Below are 20,840 nucleotides of genomic sequence, written 5' to 3' on the forward strand. Positions count from 1 at the left end.
CTTAATATAGCGGTCTCTCGTCAGGTTCCTGCTGCGTGAGCAGGGCCTGCTGTCCCTGCTGCCAGCAAAGGCACTGAGCCAACAGGTACGGGCCAGACAGGGTAATGAAGCCCCGGATTCAGCGTCGGGTGCACAGAACGTTAACTGGAACAACGGAGAACATCATGGCACAGGCACTGCTGAAAACGGTGGTCGATAACGTCACGTCGTTGACCCACTCCGGCGGGCAAAAAGTGTTATCTGTTCAGGGATTGAGCAAAGCCTACGGTAGCAACAAGGTCCTCGATAATGTCAGTTTCGATTTGCATGCGGGTGAATTAGTAGCGGTGATTGGTCGCTCTGGCGCAGGCAAATCGACATTGCTGCATATGCTGAACGGCACCATTTCGGCCTCGCAGGGCGCAATCATCAGCCTGCATCACGGCGAAGCCGATCGCAATGTGGTCAACCTCAGTAGCCGCCAGATGCGCGAATGGCGTGCGCAGTGCGGCATGATTTTTCAGGATTTCTGCCTGGTGCCGCGTCTTGACGTGCTGACCAACGTGCTGCTGGGTCGTCTCAGCCAGACGTCGACGCTGAAATCGTTTTTCAAAGTCTTCTCTGACGCCGACCGCGCCCGCGCGATTCAACTGCTGGAGTGGATGAACATGCTACCGCAGGCGTTACAGCGTGCCGAAAACCTTTCAGGTGGACAAATGCAGCGCGTGGCGATCTGTCGGGCGCTGATGCAAAACCCCAAAATTCTGCTGGCCGACGAACCGGTTGCCTCTCTCGATCCCAAAAATACCACCCGCATTATGGACGTTCTGCGCCAGGTGAGTGAACAGGGCATCAGCGTGATGGTTAACCTGCACTCGATCGAGCTGGTGAAAAGTTACTGCACCCGCGTCATTGGGATTCAACGCGGTGTGGTGCTCTTTGACGGCCATCCTTCTGACCTGACCGACGGCCTGCTGCATCAGCTGTACGGCGATGAATTCAACCAGATCCACTAACTATCACAGCAAGAGAACAAGGCTAATGAAAATCAAAGCTTTCGCGTTATTGACTACGGCACTGCTTACCTTTGGCGTTAATGCAGCGGATGCACCTAAAGAACTGAATCTGGGCATTTTGGGCGGTCAGAACGCCACCCAGCAGATTGGTGATAACCAGTGTGTGAAATCCTTCTTTGATAAAGAACTGCACGTGGATACCAAAATCCGCAACTCGTCCGACTATTCCGGCGTAATTCAGGGCCTGCTGGGTGGCAAAGTGGATCTGGTGCTGAGCATGTCGCCGTCGTCTTACGCCTCGGTGTATATTCAGGACCCGAAAGCCGTCGATTTAGTCGGCATTGTCGTGGATGACAAAGATCAGTCTCGCGGTTATCACTCTGTCGTGATTGTGAAAGCTGACAGTCCTTACAAAAAGCTGGAAGATTTGAAAGGCAAATCGTTTGGGATGGCCGATCCGGATTCCACGTCAGGCTTCCTGGTACCCAATCAGGCCTTTAAAAAGCTGTTTGGCGGCAACATCGACAACAAATACAACAATTTCTTTTCCAGCGTAACCTTCTCCGGTGGTCATGAGCAGGACATCCTGGGCGTGCTAAATAATCAGTTCGACGGCGCCGTCACCTGGACCTCCATGGTGGGGGATTACAATACGGGCTACACCTCGGGTGCGTTTGGCCGCCTGATCCGTATGGATCATCCTGACCTGATGAAACAAATCCGCATCATCTGGCAGTCACCGTTAATTCCTAACGGGCCTATCCTCGTGAGCAATAAACTGCCCGCCGATTTCAAAGCGAAAGTGATTGCTGCCATCAAAAAACTGGATAAAGACGACCACGCCTGTTTCACCAAAGCCGTGGGCGGCCAGCAGCACATTGGCAAAACCTCTGTGGCTGACTTCCAGAACATCATCGACATGAAGCGCGAGCTGATGAAAGGCGCGCGCGGCTAACGGTAAAGCCGTTGGCGTTGAGCCAGCGAGCCGCCCGCCGGGGTGCGGGCGGCCCGCTATCACAGACAGATTTCCCTTTCTCTGCTGACTTTGCCACACATCAATCTGAGAACACCGCCGTGACCGACTTCGAACGCTATTATCAACGTATCCGCCGCCAACAGAAGCGTGACTCGCTCGTCTGGTCACTGGTGCTGGTGGGGCTTTACCTGGCGGCGGCGAATATGGCCGAGTTCAATCTCGTGACCATCTGGCAATCCTTACCGCACTTTTTTGATTATCTGCACGAAATCATGCCCGTATTGCATCTGCCGGTGTTATTTGCGGATGGCAAGACAGAAGGTTCGCTGGCTTACTGGGGCTATCGTCTGAATATCCAGCTGCCGTTGATATGGGAAACATTGCAGCTGGCGCTGGCCTCCACGCTGATTGCGGTGGTGATAGCGGGCGTGCTGGCCTTCTTTGCGGCCGATAACACACAAACGCCAGCCAGTCTGCGCATGGCGATTCGCGCTTTTGTCGCCTTTCTACGCACCATGCCGGAACTGGCCTGGGCGGTAATGTTTGTGATGGCATTTGGCATCGGAGCGATTCCCGGCTTTCTGGCGCTGGCGCTGCACACCATTGGCAGCCTGACCAAACTGTTTTATGAAGCCATTGAGTCCGCCTCGGATAAACCGGTGCGCGGGCTGGCGGCCTGCGGTGCCAGCAAACTGCAACGGATGCGCTATGCCTTCTGGCCGCAGGTGAAGCCGGTTTTTCTGTCATACAGCTTTATGCGCCTGGAAGTTAATTTCCGTTCGTCGACCATCCTGGGGCTGGTGGGGGCGGGCGGCATTGGTCAGGAGTTAATGACCAATATTAAACTGGATCGCTTTGATCAGGTCAGCATGACGCTGCTGCTGATTTTGATTGTGGTCTCGCTACTGGACACCGTTTCTGGCCGCCTGCGCCGTCGCGTTGTGGAGGAATAACCATGGTTACGCTTGCGCCCGATATCAGCGCGATGAAACAGCAGCATCCCGCGCTGTTTGCTGCACAAAACCGCTATCTGCTTCGCCTTGCCATGCTGGCCCTGGCGCTGGTGCTCTATTATGTCTTTTTCTTTATGGTGTTTGGCATCGAATGGAACCGCCTGCTTACAGGCTGCCAGCAACTGGGCCGCTATTTTCTGCGCATGTTTGTCTGGCAGGACTTCGTGAACTGGCCGTTTGGCTACTATTTCTCTCAGGTCGGCATTACGCTGGCGATTGTGTTTGCCGGCACGCTGACCGCCACGCTGCTGGCGCTGCCGCTCTCGTTTCTGGCGGCGTGTAATGTGATGCATGACAAGGTTGCCCGTCCCATTGCGTTTATTGTGCGTCGCCTGTTCGATATGCTGCGCGGCATTGATATGGCGATTTGGGGCCTGATTTTTGTTCGCGCGGTCGGCATGGGGCCGCTGGCCGGGGTGCTGGCGATTATCCTGCAGGACATTGGTCTGTTAGGTAAGCTCTATTCCGAAGGCCACGAAGCGGTTGAGCGTTCACCCAGTCGCGGCCTGGGCGCGCTGGGCGCTAACAGTCTGCAGAAGCACCGGTTTGGTATTTTCACCCAGTCTTTCCCACAGTTTCTGGCACTGAGCCTGTATCAGATCGAGTCCAATACCCGCTCAGCGGCGGTGCTTGGCTTTGTCGGCGCGGGCGGTGTCGGCCTGGTGTACGCGGAGAACATGCGTCTGTGGAACTGGGATGTGGTGATGTTCCTGACGATCATTCTGGTTGTCGTGGTCATGGTGATGGATGCCATCTCCAGCCGCCTGCGTAAACGCTATATCATCGGGAAGCCGGTGCCATTGTGGCAGCCTGGCGGGCACGATTAAGCCGCGCGCTGCGCTGCCAGGCGTGCTGAAGCGCCTGCACCAGCTGCGCAGCCTGCCAGGGTTTCGCCAGTCGTTCACACAACGGCAACGTGACGGGCTGGTGACGCAGATCCTGGCCGCTGATGAGCAATGTAGCCAACTGCGGCCACTTTTGCTGTGCCTGACGAATCACCTCCGCACCGTTAATCTCACCCGGCAGCATCAAATCGCTGATCAGCAAATCGATATCCGGCGTCTGGTGCAGTAGCGCCAGCGCCGCTTCGCCCGTGTCACACTCCAGCGTCAGGTAACCCAGTTGGTGCAGATGTTCACACAGGGTTTGCCGCACAGCCGGTTCATCATCCAGCACCAGAACTAACCGGTCCTGCGCGGCATCCGGCTGCGCCGGGTGCGAGGCGACGGATCGGACCGCCGGGACATCGGGCGCGCGGGGTAGCAACAGCCGTACGGTGGTGCCCTGGCCCGGCGCGGTTTCCAGTTCTACCTGTCCGCCCGACTGACGAACAAAACCGTAGACCATCGACAGGCCCAGGCCGCTACCAGTACCGGTTGTTTTGGTGGTAAAGAAGGGTTCAAACACCTGCGCACGCACCTCTTCTGACATGCCGCAACCGTGATCGATGACCTCAATGGTGACCCGGTCTCGCTTTTCACCGCGCTCAGTGCGGCGCTGGTTCCAGATACGCAGACGGATCTCGCCGCTTTGTCCGGCCATCGCATCTCTGGCATTCACCACCAGATTCATGACCGCATTCTCTAACTGACTGGCATCAATCCAGGCAGGCCAGCCGGGCCGTTGGGCATCAATAATCAGGTGTTGACCGGGCAACAGCGAATGTTGCAGCAGCCCCTGCAGGTTTTCCACTAACGACACGACTGACACCGCATGCGGATTCAGGGTTTGCTTACGCGAAAAGGCCAGCAGTCGCTGGGTCAGCAGGGCTGCCCGATCCGCCGCCTGGCGGGCGCGTTCTATCCGGCTCGCAAGAGGGCCGGGCGGCAGTTGCCCCTCGGTTAACGCCAGGCTGCCGATAATGACAGCCAGCAGATTGTTGAAATCATGCGCGATGCCGCCGGTCAGCTGACCTACCGCTTTCATTTTCTGGCTGTGTACCAGCGCTTCTTCCAGCACCTTCCGTGAGGTGCGTTCCAGCACCGTATTCACGCTACCGCGCCGGGGGACCGGGCTGAAGCGCAGTTCTACGGTGCGGCCATCGGCCAGCCTGACTTCCTGTGGTTCCGCCAGATCGTGCAGGTGTATATCAAGCTGCGCCAGCAGATGCTGGTAGTGCAGTCCCCGCTGCAAATCCCGCGGTGCGATGCCCAGAAGCTGCGGATACTGATCGTTCCACACCACCAATTCGCCGCTGTTATCAAACAGGGCAAAGCCATCACGCATTGCCAGAAAGGTGGATTCAAGTTGGGTACTTTTCTCTTTTAGCAGACGCGACGTATGGGCCAGCGAGGCGGTATTACGGGCAAACACGTTGAAGGCGCGCGCCAGCTCGCCCAGTTCATCCCGGCGCTGAAGGCCCGGCACGCTGACATTATGTTCCCCCTGGGCCAGCCGGGTCATTGCGGCGGCAATGGCGGTCAGGCTGGACCCCAGGTTGCGGTAGATGTAGTACCCGGTATAGACGGTGATGGCGAGTGCCAACAGGGCAGAAAGCAGGATAAAGCCACTGACCGAATCCCGTTGTCGGTGAGTGGCAATGTTACGCTGGTCACTTTGCCGGGCTACCTGCTGAACGTACGCGGTAATGTCATCATTCAGCGCGGCTACGAGCGCCTTGATACGGTAGGTGGCATAGGCGATGGACAGATCGCTCTGTTCCAGCGCTGCCGCCAGCGGGATCAGGTTGCGTTGGGTTTCCAGTAACTGCTGCACGTTGTCACCCAACGCCCCCGATGCGACCACGTTGCGCCATTGCGTCATCACCTGCTGCAACTGATCGATGACCGCGGTCGAGGAGGGCGTACGAATCGCAATATCCAGTAGCCTGCCGGTCTGCTGGCGCAAGGCGAAATCGGGTGCGCCGGTTCCGTTGCGGTGTGCCAGGTCATTAATGCGTTCCAGCAGCAGCTGTGACTGCCATAACCCGCTGAGCACAAGATTGCGCTGCAAATGACGTTCATGGCCTTTACGCAGCAACAGACTCACAGACTGCTCAAGCATCAGACTGCGTGCACGCAGTCGGGCCACGCGTTCAGGCTCGCGTGCAGCCAGCGGCGTACTGGCCAGCAGGGCGAGTGAATGTTGCAGGGCCTGCTGATTCTGCTGCAGTCGTCGCGATTCGCTCTGATATTCCAGCGCGCCCACGACCTGAGATAACCGCACGGCGGTGATGGCGACATTTGCGGTATTGCGCGCCAGCGCCAGGCTGCCGTTCATATCGGCCAGCGTCTGGGCCTGAGCCTGTTCCTGGAGGCTTCCGGCATGGCGAAAGCTGGTAATGGCCACCACGCTCACCATCAGGGTGACGCACACAACTAATAAATGCGACAGCAACAGGCGACCGCGCGCCCCGACCTGCCACGGCAAACTGCGTTGCATCAATACGCTCTCCGGCCATGCGACGATAGGGCGAGTATAAAAGTGAGTGCGAAGCGGAATATGACAAATATGAATGGCCGCTGACATTATCCATTTATCTTCTCCTGCTTAACTCGCGGCTATCCATAATCAGCAGGAGCGGGGCGATGACAGCTAAGCCGATACTTGAAATGCGTCAGATCACCCGGCGTTTTGGCCACTTCTACGCACTGAAAGGCGTTGACCTGACCGTTTATCCTGGCGAGGTGCATGCGCTGATGGGGGAAAATGGCGCGGGCAAAAGCACCCTGATGAAGATTCTGGCGGGGGCCTATACGGCCACCAGCGGCGAGGTGTTGATCAACGGCGAGCCGTATCCGCTTAAAGGACCGAAAGCGGCATTAGCGGCCGGGATTACGCTGATCTATCAGGAAATCAACCTTGCTCCGAATCTCACCGTGGCAGAAAACATCTTTCTGGGAAGCGAAATCACCCGTGCTGGCATGGTCAGGCGTCACCAGATGGCCCGTGAAGCGCAGCAGGTTATTAACCACTTAGGCGCGCAGTTCAGCGCAACGGACAAAGTCAGCAGGCTGAGCATTGCCGAGCAGCAACAGGTGGAGATTGCGCGCGCCCTGCATCGCAACAGCCGTATTCTGGTGATGGATGAGCCCACCGCCGCCTTATCCAGCCGCGAAACTGAACAACTCTTTGCCCTGATCAAACGGCTACGCAGCCAGGGAATGGCGATTATCTACATCAGTCATCGCATGGCGGAAGTGTATGAGCTGTCGGATCGCGTCAGCGTACTGCGCGACGGGCAGTACGTCGGCAGTCTGACGCGCGACAACCTTAACGCCAGCGAGCTGGTGCGCATGATGGTAGGACGCCCACTCAGCGATCTGTTCAATAAAGACCGCACCATTCCTCGCGGCGAGGTGCGTCTGGCTCTGCACAATCTGTCCGATGGCGGCAAGGTACAGCCCTGTAGCCTTAACGTACGGGCAGGCGAAATTGTCGGCCTGGCCGGCCTGGTTGGTGCGGGACGCAGCGAACTGGCCCAGCTGATTTTTGGCGTGCACCGGCTTCAGCAGGGTGAAATCTGGGTGGACGGCCAGAAGGTAGAGATTCACTCCCCAAGAGAAGCGATTGCGCACGGCATTGGCTTCCTGACCGAGAACCGCAAAGAGCAGGGATTATTCCTCGAAATGGCTGCACAGGAAAACATCGTGATGGCCACGCTGGAACGGGATGCGCAGTACGGCATGCTGAACCGCCGTCAAGCCAGAAAGATCGCCAGCAAGGCGATTGCCGCGCTCAATATCCGGGTTCCCCACGCGCTGGTGCGGGCAGGAGGCCTGTCCGGTGGCAACCAACAGAAGCTGCTGATTTCCCGCTGGATTGCCATTGGTCCGCGCATTCTCATCCTGGATGAGCCGACGCGCGGCGTGGACGTCGGGGCCAAAAGCGAGATTTACCGCATGATGCAGGATATGGCGCGGCAGGGCGTGGCCATTCTGATGATCTCCAGTGAATTACCGGAAGTGGTCGGCATGAGTGACCGGGTTTATGTGATGCATGAAGGCACTATCGCAGGGGAACTGGCAGGTAACAAGATCAGTCAGGAAAACATCATGACGCTGGCAACCGGTGCGTATAGCGCATCACCGCTTGAAGTATGAGGATAAAACCATGACACAAACGGCACGGATTCATCCACCCACGGTCAGACGAGCCCTGATGGGCGACATCATGCAGACCGTCGGCATTTTACCCATTTTGATTTTAATCGTGGCGGTCTTCGGCGTTGTCACACCCAATTTCTTTACCGAAGCCAATTTACTGAATATTACGCGCCAGGCGTCCATCAACATTGTACTGGCCGCAGGCATGACGTTTGTCATTCTTACCGGCGGTATCGATTTATCTGTCGGCTCAATGCTGGGCACGACGGCGGTGGTGGCGTTGCTCACTTCGCTGGATCCGATGCTGGCCTCGCTCACGATTCCGATGGCGCTGGGAGCCGGGCTGGCGATGGGCCTGTTTAACGGCATTCTGGTGGCCTGGGCCGGGCTTCCGCCGTTTATCGTGACGCTGGGCACCTATACCGCACTGCGCGGAGCCGCCTATCTGCTGGCGAACGGCACCACGGTCATCAACGCCGATATCAATTTCGAGTGGATAGGCAATGGCTATCTGGGGCCGGTACCGTGGCTGATTGTTATTGCGTTCGCGGTGATTGCGCTTTGCTGGTTCATCCTGCGCCGCACCACGCTGGGCGTTCACATCTACGCCGTAGGCGGCAATATCCAGGCAGCCCGTCTGACCGGGATCAAAGTCGGGCTGGTACTGCTGTTCGTTTACGGGATGAGCGGCTTGCTGTCCGGCCTGGGCGGGCTGATGAGCGCTTCACGTCTCTACAGCGCCAACGGCAATCTGGGCATGGGTTACGAGCTGGATGCCATTGCGGCGGTCATTCTGGGCGGCACCAGTTTTGTGGGGGGGATCGGCACCATTACCGGTACGCTGATTGGCGCACTGATTATTGCCACGCTGAACAACGGCATGACATTGATGGGCGTTTCTTATTTCTGGCAACTGGTGATTAAAGGGGCCGTGATCATCATCGCCGTGCTGATCGACAAATATCGCACGCGTCATCATGTGGGCTGATGTCCCCTATGCAGAGAGTACACAACACGCCATTCAGCAGTTGGCCGATAAATAACAGCAGGAGAAGATCTATGCGTTTTAATCCGATTGTAACCGGGTTGCTGGCGGCAACGCTGCTCAGCGCCGGTATGGCTCAGGCAAAAGAACTGAAATCGATTGGCGTGACGGTGGGCGATCTGGCTAACCCGTTCTTCGTGCAAATCACCAAGGGCGCAGAGATGAAGGCGCGCCAGCTGGCTGGCGATAACGTCAAGGTGACGCTGGTGTCGAGTGGCTACGATCTCGGACAGCAGGTAGGGCAGATAGATAACTTCATCGCCGCTAAAGTCGACATGATTATCCTGAATGCCGCGGACTCAAAAGGGATCGCGCCCGCAGTGAAACGCGCACGGGATGCCGGGATTGTGGTGGTGGCTGTCGACGTCGCCGCCGACGGTGCCAACGCGACGATCACCTCGGATAACACTCAGGCCGGTGAAATGGCCTGTAAATATATCGCTGACCGTCTGAAAGACAAAGGCAACGTCGTCATTATCAACGGGCCGCCGGTCTCGGCGGTGCAAAACCGCGTGGAAGGCTGTATGACGGCGCTGAAACGCCATCCTGACATCAAACTGCTTTCTTCTAATCAGAACGCCAAAGGCAGCCGTGAAGGCGGCCTGGAAGTGATGACCGGCCTGCTGTCGGCCAACCCGAAAATCGATGCCGTGTTCGCGATTAACGATCCAACCGCAATTGGCGCGGATTTAGCGGCGAAACAGGCACAGCGTAACGAGTTCTTCATTGTCGGAGTGGACGGTTCACCGGACGGCGAAGAAGCGCTGAAGCGTAAGAACTCGCTCTTTGCCGCCACGCCCGCTCAGGATCCTCAGGTGATGGCCGCGAAAGCCGTCGAAATCGGTTACGACATCCTGCAGGGAAAACCCGCACCGGATAAACCCGTGCTGATCCCGGTGAAGCTGATCGACCGTAATAATGTCGGCAGCTACAAAGGCTGGACCGTGAAATAAACCAGCAGGCGGCATCGCAGGGTGCCGCCTTAACGGGAGAGCGGAAGATGAAACGCGCCGACGTGAACAGACAGTTGCAATATACGCGAGACTTTTTCACCCGTCAGGACGTCCCAATGCCGTCCTGGGCCGATTACGGTCTCCGGCAGTGGCGTCAGCAACAGGAGGACATCACTGAAATCGTTGCCTTACGCCTGGGCTGGGATCTGACCAGTTTTGGTGGCGACGATTTTCTGCAAACCGGCCTGACGTTATTCACACTCCGCAACGGCTCGCCGCACGGAACGCCCTGGCACAAACCTTATGCAGAAAAAGTGATGCACGTGCGTGAAGGGCAGGTAACGCCGATGCATTACCATCCGCGCAAGATGGAAGACATTATTAATCGCGGCGGCGGCAACCTGATTGTCGAGCTGTATAACCGTGAAGGCCATGAAAAAGCCGCCACGCCGGTGACGGTTTCCCTGGACGGCATCCGGCAAACCCATGCGGCGGGTTCGCAGATCAGGCTTTCCCCTGGTGAAAGTGTCACGCTCGTCGCGGGCGTCTGGCACAGCTTCTGGGGCGAAAACGGCTTTGGTGACGTGCTGGTGGGGGAAGTCTCCATGCCCAACGATGATGACAACGACAACGTCTTCCTGACGCCGCTGGCGCGTTTCAACGACCTTGACGAGGATGAGGAACCCCAGAGGCTGCTTTGTAACGACTATTCCCGCTGGCTCACCTTGAGGAGTGAATGATGGCTTTGATTTCTCTGGCACAGGGGCTGGCGCATGCCCAGCAACAGGGCTATGCGCTGGGCGCGTTTAATGTCCTGGACAGCCATTTCCTGCGTGCGCTGTTTGATGCGGCAGAGCGACAGCGCTCGCCGTTTATTATCAACATTGCCGAAGTGCATTTTAAGTACGTCACGCTCGATCAGATCACTGAGGCGATCCGTTTTGAAGCCGCGAAGCATACTGTTCCGGTGGTGCTGAACCTGGATCATGGCTTGCACTTTGAGGCGGTAATGCAGGCGATTCGTCTCGGGTTCACCTCGGTGATGTTTGATGGTTCGACCCTGAGCTATGAAGAGAACATTCGCCAGACACGGGAAGTGGTTCGCGCCGCACATGCCGTCGGCGTTTCCGTTGAGGCAGAGCTGGGCGCAGTCGGGGGTGATGAAGGCGGCGCACTGTTTGGGGAAGCGGACAGCGAGAAATTTACCGATCCGCGACTGGCCGCTGAATTTGTGCGCGAAACCGGCATTGATACGCTGGCGGTCGCCATTGGTAATGCGCACGGCAAATACAAAGGGGAACCCAAACTGGATTTTGACCGGCTGGCGGCGATTCGTCAGCAAACCGGTGTACCGCTGGTGCTGCACGGCGGGTCGGGCATCAGCGACGCGGATTTCCGTCGGGCAATCTCACTCGGTATTCACAAAATTAACTTTTACACCGGCATGTCTCAGGCGGCCCTTGACGCGGTGGAACGCAGCCTGGCCTCGCGCAATACCCGTTATGATGAGTTCGCAGAGTTACTAATGGCGGTGGAAAAGGCGATTTGTGAAACCGTTATGCAGCAGATGAACATTTTCGGCAGCGCAGGTCAGGCGTAAATGGCAACGCGAAGCGGCATTCTGGCCGCTGGTGTCATGCTGGTGGATTATGTGCATCGCATCAGCCACTGGCCGGAACAGGGCTGGCTGACCGAAATACAGCACAGCGAAAAGGCCGCAGGTGGCGCGCCGCTCAATGTCCTGCTCACGCTGTCACGCATGCAGTGCACACTGCCGCTGGCGGCGATTGGCCTGCTCGGCAATGACGCCGATGGCGATTTTCTGCTGGCTATGATGAAAGCGGCGCAGATTGACTACCGGTTAGTACAGCGCACCGACGACAAGCCTACAGCGATGACCCAGGTGATGACGACCCCGGACGGACAACGGACTTTTTTCTTTTCACCCGGCGCCAACAGCTTACTGGACAGACCGCACTTCGCCGCCGTCGATGACGCACAGCGCATCTTTCATCTGGGGTATTTGCTGCTGCTGGAAACGCTGGACGGCGTGGACAGTGAATTTGGTACCCGCAGCGCCCGGTTGCTGGCACACATGCAGCAGCGGGGCTATTTCACGTCCCTGGATCTGGCTTCCCGCGCGGGCGATTACCGCCCTCAGGTGCTGCCCGCCTTACGCTGGCTGGATTATCTGGTGATTAATGAACTGGAAGCGCAGGCGTTGTCAGGCGTGCTGTTACGTGATGGCCGCGGCATTCAGCCGCCCGCCGCTTTTGCCCGTGCCGCGCAGTGGCTGGCGGAGCAGGGCGTGCGTCAGCGTGTTGTCATCCATGCGCCCGAGGGCGCATGGGGACGTGAAGCGGACGGCGAAGGTGTCTGGCAGCCCGCCTGGCAACTGGCACCCGACGCTATTGTGGGCAGCGTCGGAGCGGGTGATGCGTTTTGTGCGGGCGTGTTGTTTGCCAGCCATGAAGGCGAGGATATGGTCTCGACGCTGAAACTGGCCCATACCTGCGCCTGTTTTAATCTGCGTGCCGCCAATGCGACAGACGGCATTCGCCCCTTGCGCGACATGCGTGAATGGATGGCTCAGGCGGTTTGTGTGGAAAGTCCCAGCCCTTCAGGTTTGACCACATCGGCAGAAAAAACATAGCCCAGCCCGCGGATGGTGCGGATCAGGCCGGGCTGATGCGGATTGGCTTCAATTTTACGACGTAACCGCATGATCAGCACATCGATCGTGCGGTCAAAGACATCCATCGTCTCGCTGTGGGTCAGTTCTAATAACTGATCGCGTGTCAGGACCTTACGTGCATGCCGTACCATGGCGCGTAACAAAGTATATTCCCCCTGCGTCAGGGGAACCGTTTCGCGTTGAGGATTGAGTAACTGGCAGCGCGCTTCATCAAGCACCCAGCCATTGAAGCGCCAGCCTGACTGCGCGTCATCACTGGTCGCGGCACGTCCGCTGCGTCTGAGGGCGGCGCGTGCGCGGGCCACGACCACGCGGGGATTGAATGGTTTAGCAATATAGTCGTCCGCGCCCATCTCCAGACCCACGACCATCTCCGATTCCGATCCCATGCCGGTCAGCATGATTACGAGGATATCAGGCCGTTGACGCTGCAACTGCTGGAGCACCAGCAATCCATTGGTATCAGGCAACATCATATCCAGCATCACCAGCGCGATGTCCGGGTGAGCACCGACCATCGCCAGCGCCTCTTTACCCTGATGACAGCGATAAACCCGTAAAGCATGTTCACTGAGCGCGTCCTGCAACAGATCGCAGACCGCAGGATCATCATCCACCACCAGAACTGCTGGCTTCATTGTGTGACCTCAATGTTACTAAAGAGTTAATTTCGAGTTTACACATTCCCCTTTTGCCTGCAGGTTAATGCGGCTGAAACGTGACCAGCGTCGCCTCACAAAGTGTTGAAGCGTGCGTCAGCACCCCTTTTTTCGCCTTTTCGGCATTGAAAGGAAAACGTTTGCGCATTTAGGGGGCAATGCACCATAATCGCGCCCTGATTCGGTTCAGAATTCTCTTAAGGCTCGTTTGCGCTTATTCAGGTAATCGATTGCGTGTCGGACTGGCACAGCAATTGCTTAAGCCTTAGCAATTGCTCACATGACAAAGGAAAGCAACCCCGGTTTTTAGCAGGCCTGCAACGGCGCGGGCCTGCCGTCGGCATTACCACAAACAGCATGATAATAACTTTGGCAAGAGAGCACGTACCTGAGTGACGTCTCTATCATCGAGAGATAATGATGTTAGAAAAACTATTTAAATTAAAAGCGCACAACACAACGGTTCGCACCGAAATCATCGCCGGGATCACGACCTTTCTGGCAATGGCTTATATCCTGTTCGTTAACCCCAGTATTTTAGGGGCGACCGGCATGGACAAAGGTGCGGTCTTCGTCGCGACCTGTCTGGCGGCAGCAATTGGTTCTGTGTTGATGGGACTGATTGCCAACTATCCTATCGCCCTGGCACCGGGAATGGGCCTGAATGCGTTCTTCACGTATACCGTTGTGCTGCACATGGGCTACACCTGGCAGATTGCGCTGGGCGCGGTATTCCTGTCTGCGGTTATCTTCTTTGCGTTATCAATCTTTAAAATTCGCGAATGGATTATCAAAAGCATTCCGTTGCCGTTGCGTGCTGGGATTGCCGCCGGTATTGGTCTGTTCCTGGCGATTATCGCGCTGGAAGGGGCGGGAATCGTCGTCGACAATCCGGCCACGCTGGTAGGAATTGGTGATTTGACCAAGCCTGGACCACTGCTGGCGATGTTAGGTTTTATCATCATCGTCGTGCTGGAGGCGCGCCGTGTGACGGGCGCGGTTTTGATTGGCATTCTGATCATTACCTTTATCTCCATGGGAATTGGCCTGACGCCGTTTGGCGGCGTATTTTCTGCCCCGCCGTCCATCGCCCCGACGTTTATGCATCTGGATATCGCGGGTGCGTTTAACGTGGGTTTGATTAGCGTGATTTTTGCGTTCCTGTTTGTCGACGTGTTTGATAACACGGGAACGCTGCTGGGCGTGACCAAACGTGCCGGGCTGGCTGACGAAGAGGGCAACGTGCCTAAAATGGGGCGCGCGCTTGTGGCGGACAGTGCGGCGGCGCTGTTTGGTTCTCTGCTGGGAACGTCCACGACCACCAGCTATGTCGAATCGGCTGCAGGCGTCAGCGCCGGTGGCCGTACGGGATTAACGGCTGTGGTGGTGGCGGTGCTGTTTTTACTGGCGCTGTTCTTTTCACCCCTGGCTTCCAGCGTGCCGGTTTACGCCACGGCACCCGCACTGCTCTTTGTGGCTGTGCTGATGACCTCAGGCCTGGCCGAGATCGACTGGAAAGACATTACTACTGCGGCTCCTGTTACGGTGACGGCCCTGACCATGCCATTAACGTATTCCATTGCAAACGGTATCGCTTTCGGCTTTATCACCTGGACCGTGGTGAAACTGCTGAGTGGGCGGACGAAAGAAATTAATGCGGCGCTGATTATTCTTTCCCTGCTGTTTGTCATTAAGCTCGGCTGGTTGAGTGCATAATTAACTTCACCGTTACAGCATAGTTAATATGCTGTAACGGTTTTAGCGTTATATTTCGTGTCGATGCATCACCATGCTGATTCAGCTTTTTTCAATCGTTGTGCATTCTCTTCCAAAATGAATATGAACTGCCTTTTCTTCACGCCTTTCACCTCTTACTCTTCGACAACACCTTCTGAATAAGGCGGCACGCTGGTTTTATTTTGCGTTCTTATTCAATCAGGTAATGTTTATTGTGCGGGACTTTGCTTCAATAACGTCGAAGCAGGTCGTGAATAACGTTAACGGATGCATGTAATCCGCCTGTCAGGGACTGATAATGGGCAACCTTTGTATAAAACGGGATCGCGGAAAGCCAAACGTAATCGACCGTCATTGCGGGACGGGAGGCAAAACAATGGAAAATTTTGAAAAGCGCTTTGAGCGACTGGAGCAAGACAGCCATCAGATGAAAATTGATCTGGCGCTGTTCAGTGGGCGCGCGACGGCATTTGCGACGAAAACCGATCTTGAAATACTGCGCTCAGAGCAAACGCTGTTTCACGTTGAAATGCTTCAGCGATTCACTGGCCTGGAAGAAAATGTAGAACACGTCGCGAGTCAGTTTGCCGGTATTGAGAACAGGCAGGATCGTATTGACAGCAAAATTTTTGAAATCAATAAGGTATTAGTCGACGTTACTAACCGGTTTAACAGCATTGACGCCAGCTTCTCGGTTGTCATAGCGAAATTTGATGATACTGACAGCCGATTTGATGGGACAGATAAGCGGCTGGACGGACTTGACTGTCGGTTCGATGGTGTGGACATGCGGCTCGATAGCGTGGATAAGCGGTTCGACGGACTCGACTGTCGACTTGATGGCGTGGACAAGCGGTTCGACGGACTCGACTGTCGGCTTGATGGCGTGGATAAGCGGCTGGACGGACTCGACAGTCGGCTTGATGGCGTGGACAAGCGGTTCGACGGACTCGACAGTCGGCTTGATGGCGTGGATAAGCGGCTGGACGGACTCGACAGTCGGCTTGATGGCGTGGATAAGCGGCTGGACGGACTCGACAGTCGGCTTGATGGTGTGGATAAGCGGCTGGACGGCATCGACAGTCGGCTTGATGGCGTGGATAAGCGGCTGGACGGACTCGACTGTCGGCTTGATGGCGTGGATAAGCGGCTAGACGGAATCGACTATCGCCTTGATTGCATTGATAAACGACTCGACGGAATGGATCGTCGCTTCGACAAGGTGGATCAGCGATTCGATAAGCTGGATGCGCGATTTGAAAGCCTGAATAATCGCCTTATCTGGACATTTATGGTCCCGGCTATTCTGGCTGTGTTTGCCTGGTTTATAAATACTGCCGTACTGAACGCAGCCTGATTCAGCAGAAACGGAGAAGGGATGACGGCATTAATGTGAAAGAGACTCACCCTTAATACCGTCTTTGATTTTACTCTTTAACGGAACGGGGGTTCGTTAAACGTTCGCAGTTTACGCGAATGTAACTTGTCACCCTCAGCCCGTAACAGCTCTACCGCCTGAATCCCAATCTGCAGGTGTTCAGAGATGGCGCCGTCGTAAAAGCGATTCGCCTGACCGGGCAGCTTAATTTCGCCGTGTAACGGTTTATCGGAAACACAGAGTAACGTGCCATAAGGCACCCGGAAGCGGTAACCCTGGGCGGCAATGGTGGCACTTTCCATATCCACCGCCACGGCGCGGCTGAGATTAAAGCGCAGGGCCGAAGCCGAGTAACGCAGCTCCCAGTTACGGTCATCGGTGGTGACAACAGTACCGGTGCGCAGGCGCTCTTTGACTTCTTCGCCGGGCATACCGCTGACCGATTTGGTGGCATCGTAGAGGGCGCGCTGAACTTCGGCGATGCTGGGAATCGGGATATCCGGTGGCAGCACGCTATCCAGTACATGATCGTCACGCAAATACGCATGGGCCAGCACGTAATCCCCAATACGCTGACTTTCACGCAGGCCGCCGCAGTGACCTATCATCAGCCAGGCATGAGGGCGAATGACGGCAAGATGATCGCAGATGGTTTTGGCATTGGAAGGACCCACACCGATATTGATCAGCGTGATGCCGCGACGATGCGGTGATGTCAGATGCCAGGCAGGCATCTGATGTTTTTTCCAGGCCAGATCGGACAGCATCGCGTCATTGTTTTCCGTGTCAGCCGTCAGGATGACATCTCCGGCGCATACCAGGCTGTCAAACGGGGTTGACGGATCGCGTACCTGTTCGATGGCCCAGCGGACGAATTCATCCACATAACGCGTGTAGTTGGTAAACAACACGAACGGCTGAAAATACTCCACGGCCGTGCCGGTATAGTGGCGCAGGCGTGCCAGCGAAAAGTCGGTGCGCAGCGCATCAAAGTGGGAAAGGGGAAAGGTGGCGTCAGCATGAAACAAGCCATCTGCCGTCTCATCCCCAATCTGCGAGAGTTCAGTCGTGGGAAAATGACGGGCTATGCCGGCGCTCATGGTCCGGTCCAGCGACAGGTCAGAGCCGTCTATTACATACGGGTAGGGAATCTCCTGCTGTGACGGGCCGACTTCGATGTCCACGTCGTACTCTTTTTCCAGCATCGCCAGCTGTTCTGAAATGTAATGACGAAGCAAAGCGGGGCGGGTGACGGTGGTGCTGTAACTGCCTGTATGTGTAAATCGGCCCCATGCACGCGTGCGATTCTGTTGCGGTCCGTCTCCCTGCCAGGTAATGCGTAATTCAGGATAAACAAACAGGCCTTGCTCACGCGCGGCGGGGTCCGGCAGCACGCCTTCTTCCGTGTAGGCCTTGATGGACGCACGAAGCGCATCGACGGCGTCATTGTAAAGTTGCTCAAGCGCATCGAGTGCCTGTTCGCGTGTCAGCTTTTTCCGTTGGGCTGGCATAACTTCTCCTTTCAGGTTCTTACCACAATCCTCCTCAGCTTAGCGGTTTTAACAACGGATTGGGTGAAGAATCTATGATCGCGCGCATTTTGCGGCTGCCTGTTATGGGCGAGGCTAGTGGGCATCATGCGGCACTGAGTAAAAAAACGGATTAACCCGACAGCATCAGGATGTGCAGGGCAGCAATGGCTTTCGCTAAGGCAAGAGGGTGGACCGGAGCATGGCAGCACCGATTCGGCGCGACTAAAGGCGAGAGCAGAAAAGTGTGTAACGATGATTTAACAGGAATGCAAAACGTTTTGCATATTTCACTTTACGCTACCATCATTAGAGTTCTTTCCCGACATGTTCATATTTGGTACTCCTTTGCAAAATCCCGGCGTAGCAGTGGTGCAGGCGATTAAGCGCACGGCGTGGTATCCGAAACGTCGCGCTTACCGCACGCTGTACTGGCGTGAAATTTCGCCTCTTGCAGTTCCTATCTTTTTTGAAAATGCCTGTGTGCTACTGATGGGCGTGTTAAGTACCTTCCTGGTGAGCTGGCTGGGCAAAGAAGCCATGGCCGGCGTCGGGCTGGCAGACAGCTTCAACATGGTCGTCATCTCCTTTTTTGCCGCCATCGACCTGGGAACCACGGTAGTGGTCGCGTTTAGCCTGGCCAGACGCAATGGTAAACGGGCCCGCGCCGCAACACGGCAGTCGCTGGCAATGATGACGGTATTAGCCCTGGTGCTGGTTATCGCCATTGAGTTCTGGGGGCATCTGATTATTGACGCCATCGCAGGCGCAGCAGAACCGAAAGTGAAAGCGCTGGCACTCAGCTATCTGCAGGTTTCTGCATGGAGTTATCCGGCGGCGGCCATTACGCTGATTGGTAGCGGTGCGCTGCGTGGGGCAGGGAACACGAAAATACCGATGCTGATTAACGGTGGGATGAATATCCTTAACATCGTTATCAGCAGTGTGCTGATTTATGGCTGTTTTTCATGGAAGGGGCTGGGCTTTGTGGGGGCCGGATTAGGGCTGACAATTACCCGCTACATTGGCGCAATAGCGGTCATCTACGTGTTAATGATTGGCTTCAACGCCTCACTGAGAATTTCGCTGTCCAGCTATTTCAGGCGCTGGAACAGCAGTATTTTATTTGAAGTCTTAAGCATCGGTGTGCCTGCCAGTATTGAATCCGTGCTGTTTAACGGCGGGAAGTTACTGACACAGGTCTTTGTGGCGGGCATGGGTACCAACGAAATTGCCGGCAATTTTATCGCGTTTTCAATCGCCTCACTGATTAACCTGCCTGGTAATGCGCTGGGATCGGCGTCGACCATTATTACGGGAAAACGCTTAGGTAAATACCAGGTTTTTCAGGCAGAGCGGCAAATCAAGCACGTCTATCTGTTGGCTACAATCTGTCTGACAGGCGTTGCTGCACTGACCATTCCTCTGGCGGGGCTGTTGGCACGGTTCTACACCAGCGATCCGGAAGTGATTAGCGTCACCAAACACCTTATCTGGCTGAATGCCCTGTTTATGCCGATTTGGGCCGCCTCCTGGGTGCTGCCCGCCGGCCTGAAGGGCGCGCGTGATGCCCGTTATACGATGTATGTATCGATGTTCAGTATGTGGTGCGCAAGGGTTGTTATTGGTTATCTGCTGGGCATTGAACTCGGTATGGGCGTGATTGGTGTCTGGCTGGGCATGTTCCTTGACTGGACGGTGCGCGGCGGATTTTTCTGGTGGCGACTGAAAAGCGGAAAATGGCTTAATAACTACCGCAAGATGCTCGCCAGGGCAGAATCCACCTGAATACCTTCAGCCACCCGTTTGTGAGAGGGGATGATGCGTGGCAGCTTCGCGCCGCGCATCATCACAGTTTGTTTTAATACTGCCACGCTTTTCATTTACCTGCCTCTACACAGGTTTCGTCATTCGTCAGGACGGTTCTGTGCCCAGTTTTCCCGCAAAGCGGACGAAATGCGTTCGAATCCAGGGCCGCGCGTATCGCCTCTTGATAGGAATACTCTTAAATTTAACGCCATTGCTTCGTTTAACTATTTGATTAATATGTGTTATTGATTTTGTTTCAGAAAGACCAGACAGCCAAATTTGACTTAATTCCTCTTTTCAACTTACGCATCGCGTTTGAGCTGACGGTTTTCTCAGCGTTCAGGGCCATCCGGCACCTTAAAATATTCATCTGGCTTAAGCTTTTATACTAAAGGATAGGGGCGCTGAGACCATAGATGAGTATCAGACGTACGAAATGTGCAGGTTTCACCGTATTGTCATCTGTTTGAGTTAGTAAAAAACATAATTACTATTACTTAGTTACGTAACTGAGAGCTGTATTGAATTTTTCAAGGCAATATGTAAAGCTGTGTAAGATGTTAATAAATGGAAAAGAACTTTACACAGGCGAGCAGGATGTACAGGCTCGTGCGGTAGCTATGGTGCTGCATATTTTTTTGTAACCCATTGATTTATTGCTATTTGTGTGAGATCGACTGGAATTTAAGCAGGATGTTACCATTCTCCCCACACGAATAACGATTAACCAGCCCCGTTAAGTTTAACGATTACCTAACAAAAATCGTGTCTTACCAAAACATAATCTGGCTGCTTTAATACCGTTTGCTTTTAGGAATGGGTCAGTTTGCTGAATGTATTTTGTGAAATTCAGCCGACCCGCTTCTCCGGTCATCAGGTTTTATGAACTGTGCCTATACTGTTCATGCTCATCGTATAAAATTTACACTCAATCAACGCTCCTATTCAGGCAACTTGTATTGTTAATCAATGACTTGGCGTTATCTGGCGTCCAGTTGACGTTGTG

At 55.3% G+C, this 20,840-nt stretch carries 16 protein-coding genes; 13 read left to right on the plus strand and 3 right to left on the minus strand.

What is annotated here, in order from left to right; translation table 11 throughout:
• Window positions 1-164: 164 nt before the first annotated feature.
• The 4 genes from phnC to phnE (RAC90_RS00765) all read left to right on the plus strand — a co-directional run bounded on the left by phnC (window position 165) and on the right by phnE (RAC90_RS00765) (window position 3,811).
• Window positions 165-995 (plus strand): phosphonate ABC transporter ATP-binding protein, encoded by an 831-nt coding sequence (gene phnC, locus RAC90_RS00750; protein WP_006119631.1) that lies wholly within the window; start codon window positions 165-167, stop codon window positions 993-995.
• A 25-nt stretch (window positions 996-1,020) separates the two neighbouring features.
• Window positions 1,021-1,950: a phosphonate ABC transporter substrate-binding protein gene (gene phnD / locus RAC90_RS00755; RefSeq protein WP_054633541.1), complete on the plus strand. Its 930-nt coding sequence runs from the start codon at window positions 1,021-1,023 to the stop codon at window positions 1,948-1,950.
• Between the two features lie 119 nt (window positions 1,951-2,069).
• The gene (gene phnE / locus RAC90_RS00760; protein ID WP_033739498.1) at window positions 2,070-2,924 is read left to right on the plus strand and encodes a phosphonate ABC transporter, permease protein PhnE; all 855 of its coding nucleotides are present in this window, start codon (window positions 2,070-2,072) and stop codon (window positions 2,922-2,924) included.
• A gap of 2 nt (window positions 2,925-2,926) precedes the next feature.
• Window positions 2,927-3,811, plus strand: a complete 885-nt coding sequence (gene phnE, locus RAC90_RS00765) for a phosphonate ABC transporter, permease protein PhnE (protein WP_375123829.1) — start codon at window positions 2,927-2,929, stop codon at window positions 3,809-3,811.
• Here the strand turns inward: phnE (RAC90_RS00765) and RAC90_RS00770 are convergent.
• A complete protein-coding gene (locus RAC90_RS00770) occupies window positions 3,765-6,365 on the minus strand; it encodes an ATP-binding protein (RefSeq protein WP_375123924.1) in 2,601 nt (866 codons plus the stop codon). The two genes, phnE (RAC90_RS00765) and RAC90_RS00770, sit on opposite strands and share 47 nt — an antisense overlap.
• A 146-nt stretch (window positions 6,366-6,511) precedes the next feature.
• Between RAC90_RS00770 and RAC90_RS00775 the strand changes: the two genes are divergently transcribed.
• The 6 genes from RAC90_RS00775 to RAC90_RS00800 all read left to right on the plus strand — a co-directional run bounded on the left by RAC90_RS00775 (window position 6,512) and on the right by RAC90_RS00800 (window position 12,680).
• On the plus strand, window positions 6,512-8,026 hold the full coding sequence (locus tag RAC90_RS00775) for a sugar ABC transporter ATP-binding protein (protein ID WP_375123830.1): 1,515 nt from the start codon (window positions 6,512-6,514) through the stop codon (window positions 8,024-8,026).
• Between the two features lie 10 nt (window positions 8,027-8,036).
• Entirely contained in the window at window positions 8,037-9,017 is a 981-nt protein-coding gene (locus RAC90_RS00780; protein ID WP_033739482.1) for a ribose ABC transporter permease, read from the plus strand.
• A gap of 71 nt (window positions 9,018-9,088) precedes the next feature.
• Window positions 9,089-10,027, plus strand: coding sequence for an ABC transporter substrate-binding protein (locus RAC90_RS00785; RefSeq protein ID WP_054633546.1), 939 nt, complete (start codon window positions 9,089-9,091; stop codon window positions 10,025-10,027).
• A gap of 47 nt (window positions 10,028-10,074) precedes the next feature.
• Complete coding sequence (locus RAC90_RS00790; protein ID WP_375123831.1) at window positions 10,075-10,767, plus strand: D-lyxose/D-mannose family sugar isomerase; 693 nt, start codon at window positions 10,075-10,077, stop codon at window positions 10,765-10,767.
• A complete protein-coding gene (locus tag RAC90_RS00795; protein ID WP_033739478.1) occupies window positions 10,767-11,627 on the plus strand; it encodes a ketose 1,6-bisphosphate aldolase in 861 nt (286 codons plus the stop codon). Before RAC90_RS00790 ends, RAC90_RS00795 begins: the two co-directional genes overlap by 1 nt.
• Complete coding sequence (locus RAC90_RS00800) at window positions 11,628-12,680, plus strand: carbohydrate kinase family protein (RefSeq protein ID WP_324030422.1); 1,053 nt, start codon at window positions 11,628-11,630, stop codon at window positions 12,678-12,680. It begins immediately after the preceding gene.
• Here RAC90_RS00800 and RAC90_RS00805 read toward each other — a convergent pair.
• The gene (locus RAC90_RS00805) at window positions 12,617-13,360 is read right to left on the minus strand and encodes a response regulator (protein ID WP_054633550.1); all 744 of its coding nucleotides are present in this window, start codon (window positions 13,358-13,360) and stop codon (window positions 12,617-12,619) included. The genes RAC90_RS00800 and RAC90_RS00805 overlap by 64 nt on opposite strands.
• A 438-nt stretch (window positions 13,361-13,798) precedes the next feature.
• Between RAC90_RS00805 and RAC90_RS00810 the strand changes: the two genes are divergently transcribed.
• The gene (locus tag RAC90_RS00810; protein ID WP_199227855.1) at window positions 13,799-15,097 is read left to right on the plus strand and encodes an NCS2 family permease; all 1,299 of its coding nucleotides are present in this window, start codon (window positions 13,799-13,801) and stop codon (window positions 15,095-15,097) included.
• A gap of 397 nt (window positions 15,098-15,494) precedes the next feature.
• The gene (locus RAC90_RS00815) at window positions 15,495-16,475 is read left to right on the plus strand and encodes a hypothetical protein (protein WP_375123832.1); all 981 of its coding nucleotides are present in this window, start codon (window positions 15,495-15,497) and stop codon (window positions 16,473-16,475) included.
• Between the two features lie 77 nt (window positions 16,476-16,552).
• Here the strand turns inward: RAC90_RS00815 and RAC90_RS00820 are convergent, their stop codons facing one another.
• Entirely contained in the window at window positions 16,553-18,007 is a 1,455-nt protein-coding gene (locus RAC90_RS00820) for an AMP nucleosidase (RefSeq protein WP_033742179.1), read from the minus strand.
• A gap of 345 nt (window positions 18,008-18,352) precedes the next feature.
• Here RAC90_RS00820 and RAC90_RS00825 point away from each other — a divergent pair, with 345 nt between their 5' ends.
• Complete coding sequence (locus RAC90_RS00825) at window positions 18,353-19,813, plus strand: EmmdR/YeeO family multidrug/toxin efflux MATE transporter (protein WP_172677641.1); 1,461 nt, start codon at window positions 18,353-18,355, stop codon at window positions 19,811-19,813.
• Window positions 19,814-20,840: the final 1,027 nt, after the last annotated feature.

Origin of the sequence: Pantoea sp. CS_6 (assembly GCF_041954745.1) — a bacterium.
Taxonomy (GTDB): domain Bacteria; phylum Pseudomonadota; class Gammaproteobacteria; order Enterobacterales; family Enterobacteriaceae; genus Pantoea; species Pantoea stewartii.

Coding starts and splice junctions, on each gene's coding strand:
- RAC90_RS00780 (WP_033739482.1), top strand. CDS start 8,037: ATGACACAAACGGCACGGATTCATCCACCCACGGTCAGACGAGCCCTG.
- RAC90_RS00775 (WP_375123830.1), top strand. CDS start 6,512: ATGACAGCTAAGCCGATACTTGAAATGCGTCAGATCACCCGGCGTTTT.
- RAC90_RS00815 (WP_375123832.1), top strand. CDS start 15,495: ATGGAAAATTTTGAAAAGCGCTTTGAGCGACTGGAGCAAGACAGCCAT.
- RAC90_RS00820 (WP_033742179.1), bottom strand. CDS start 18,007: ATGCCAGCCCAACGGAAAAAGCTGACACGCGAACAGGCACTCGATGCG.
- phnC (WP_006119631.1), top strand. CDS start 165: ATGGCACAGGCACTGCTGAAAACGGTGGTCGATAACGTCACGTCGTTG.
- RAC90_RS00825 (WP_172677641.1), top strand. CDS start 18,353: ATGTTCATATTTGGTACTCCTTTGCAAAATCCCGGCGTAGCAGTGGTG.
- phnD (WP_054633541.1), top strand. CDS start 1,021: ATGAAAATCAAAGCTTTCGCGTTATTGACTACGGCACTGCTTACCTTT.
- RAC90_RS00800 (WP_324030422.1), top strand. CDS start 11,628: ATGGCAACGCGAAGCGGCATTCTGGCCGCTGGTGTCATGCTGGTGGAT.
- RAC90_RS00795 (WP_033739478.1), top strand. CDS start 10,767: ATGGCTTTGATTTCTCTGGCACAGGGGCTGGCGCATGCCCAGCAACAG.
- RAC90_RS00810 (WP_199227855.1), top strand. CDS start 13,799: ATGATGTTAGAAAAACTATTTAAATTAAAAGCGCACAACACAACGGTT.
- RAC90_RS00790 (WP_375123831.1), top strand. CDS start 10,075: ATGAAACGCGCCGACGTGAACAGACAGTTGCAATATACGCGAGACTTT.
- RAC90_RS00805 (WP_054633550.1), bottom strand. CDS start 13,360: ATGAAGCCAGCAGTTCTGGTGGTGGATGATGATCCTGCGGTCTGCGAT.
- RAC90_RS00770 (WP_375123924.1), bottom strand. CDS start 6,365: ATGCAACGCAGTTTGCCGTGGCAGGTCGGGGCGCGCGGTCGCCTGTTG.
- RAC90_RS00785 (WP_054633546.1), top strand. CDS start 9,089: ATGCGTTTTAATCCGATTGTAACCGGGTTGCTGGCGGCAACGCTGCTC.
- phnE (WP_375123829.1), top strand. CDS start 2,927: ATGGTTACGCTTGCGCCCGATATCAGCGCGATGAAACAGCAGCATCCC.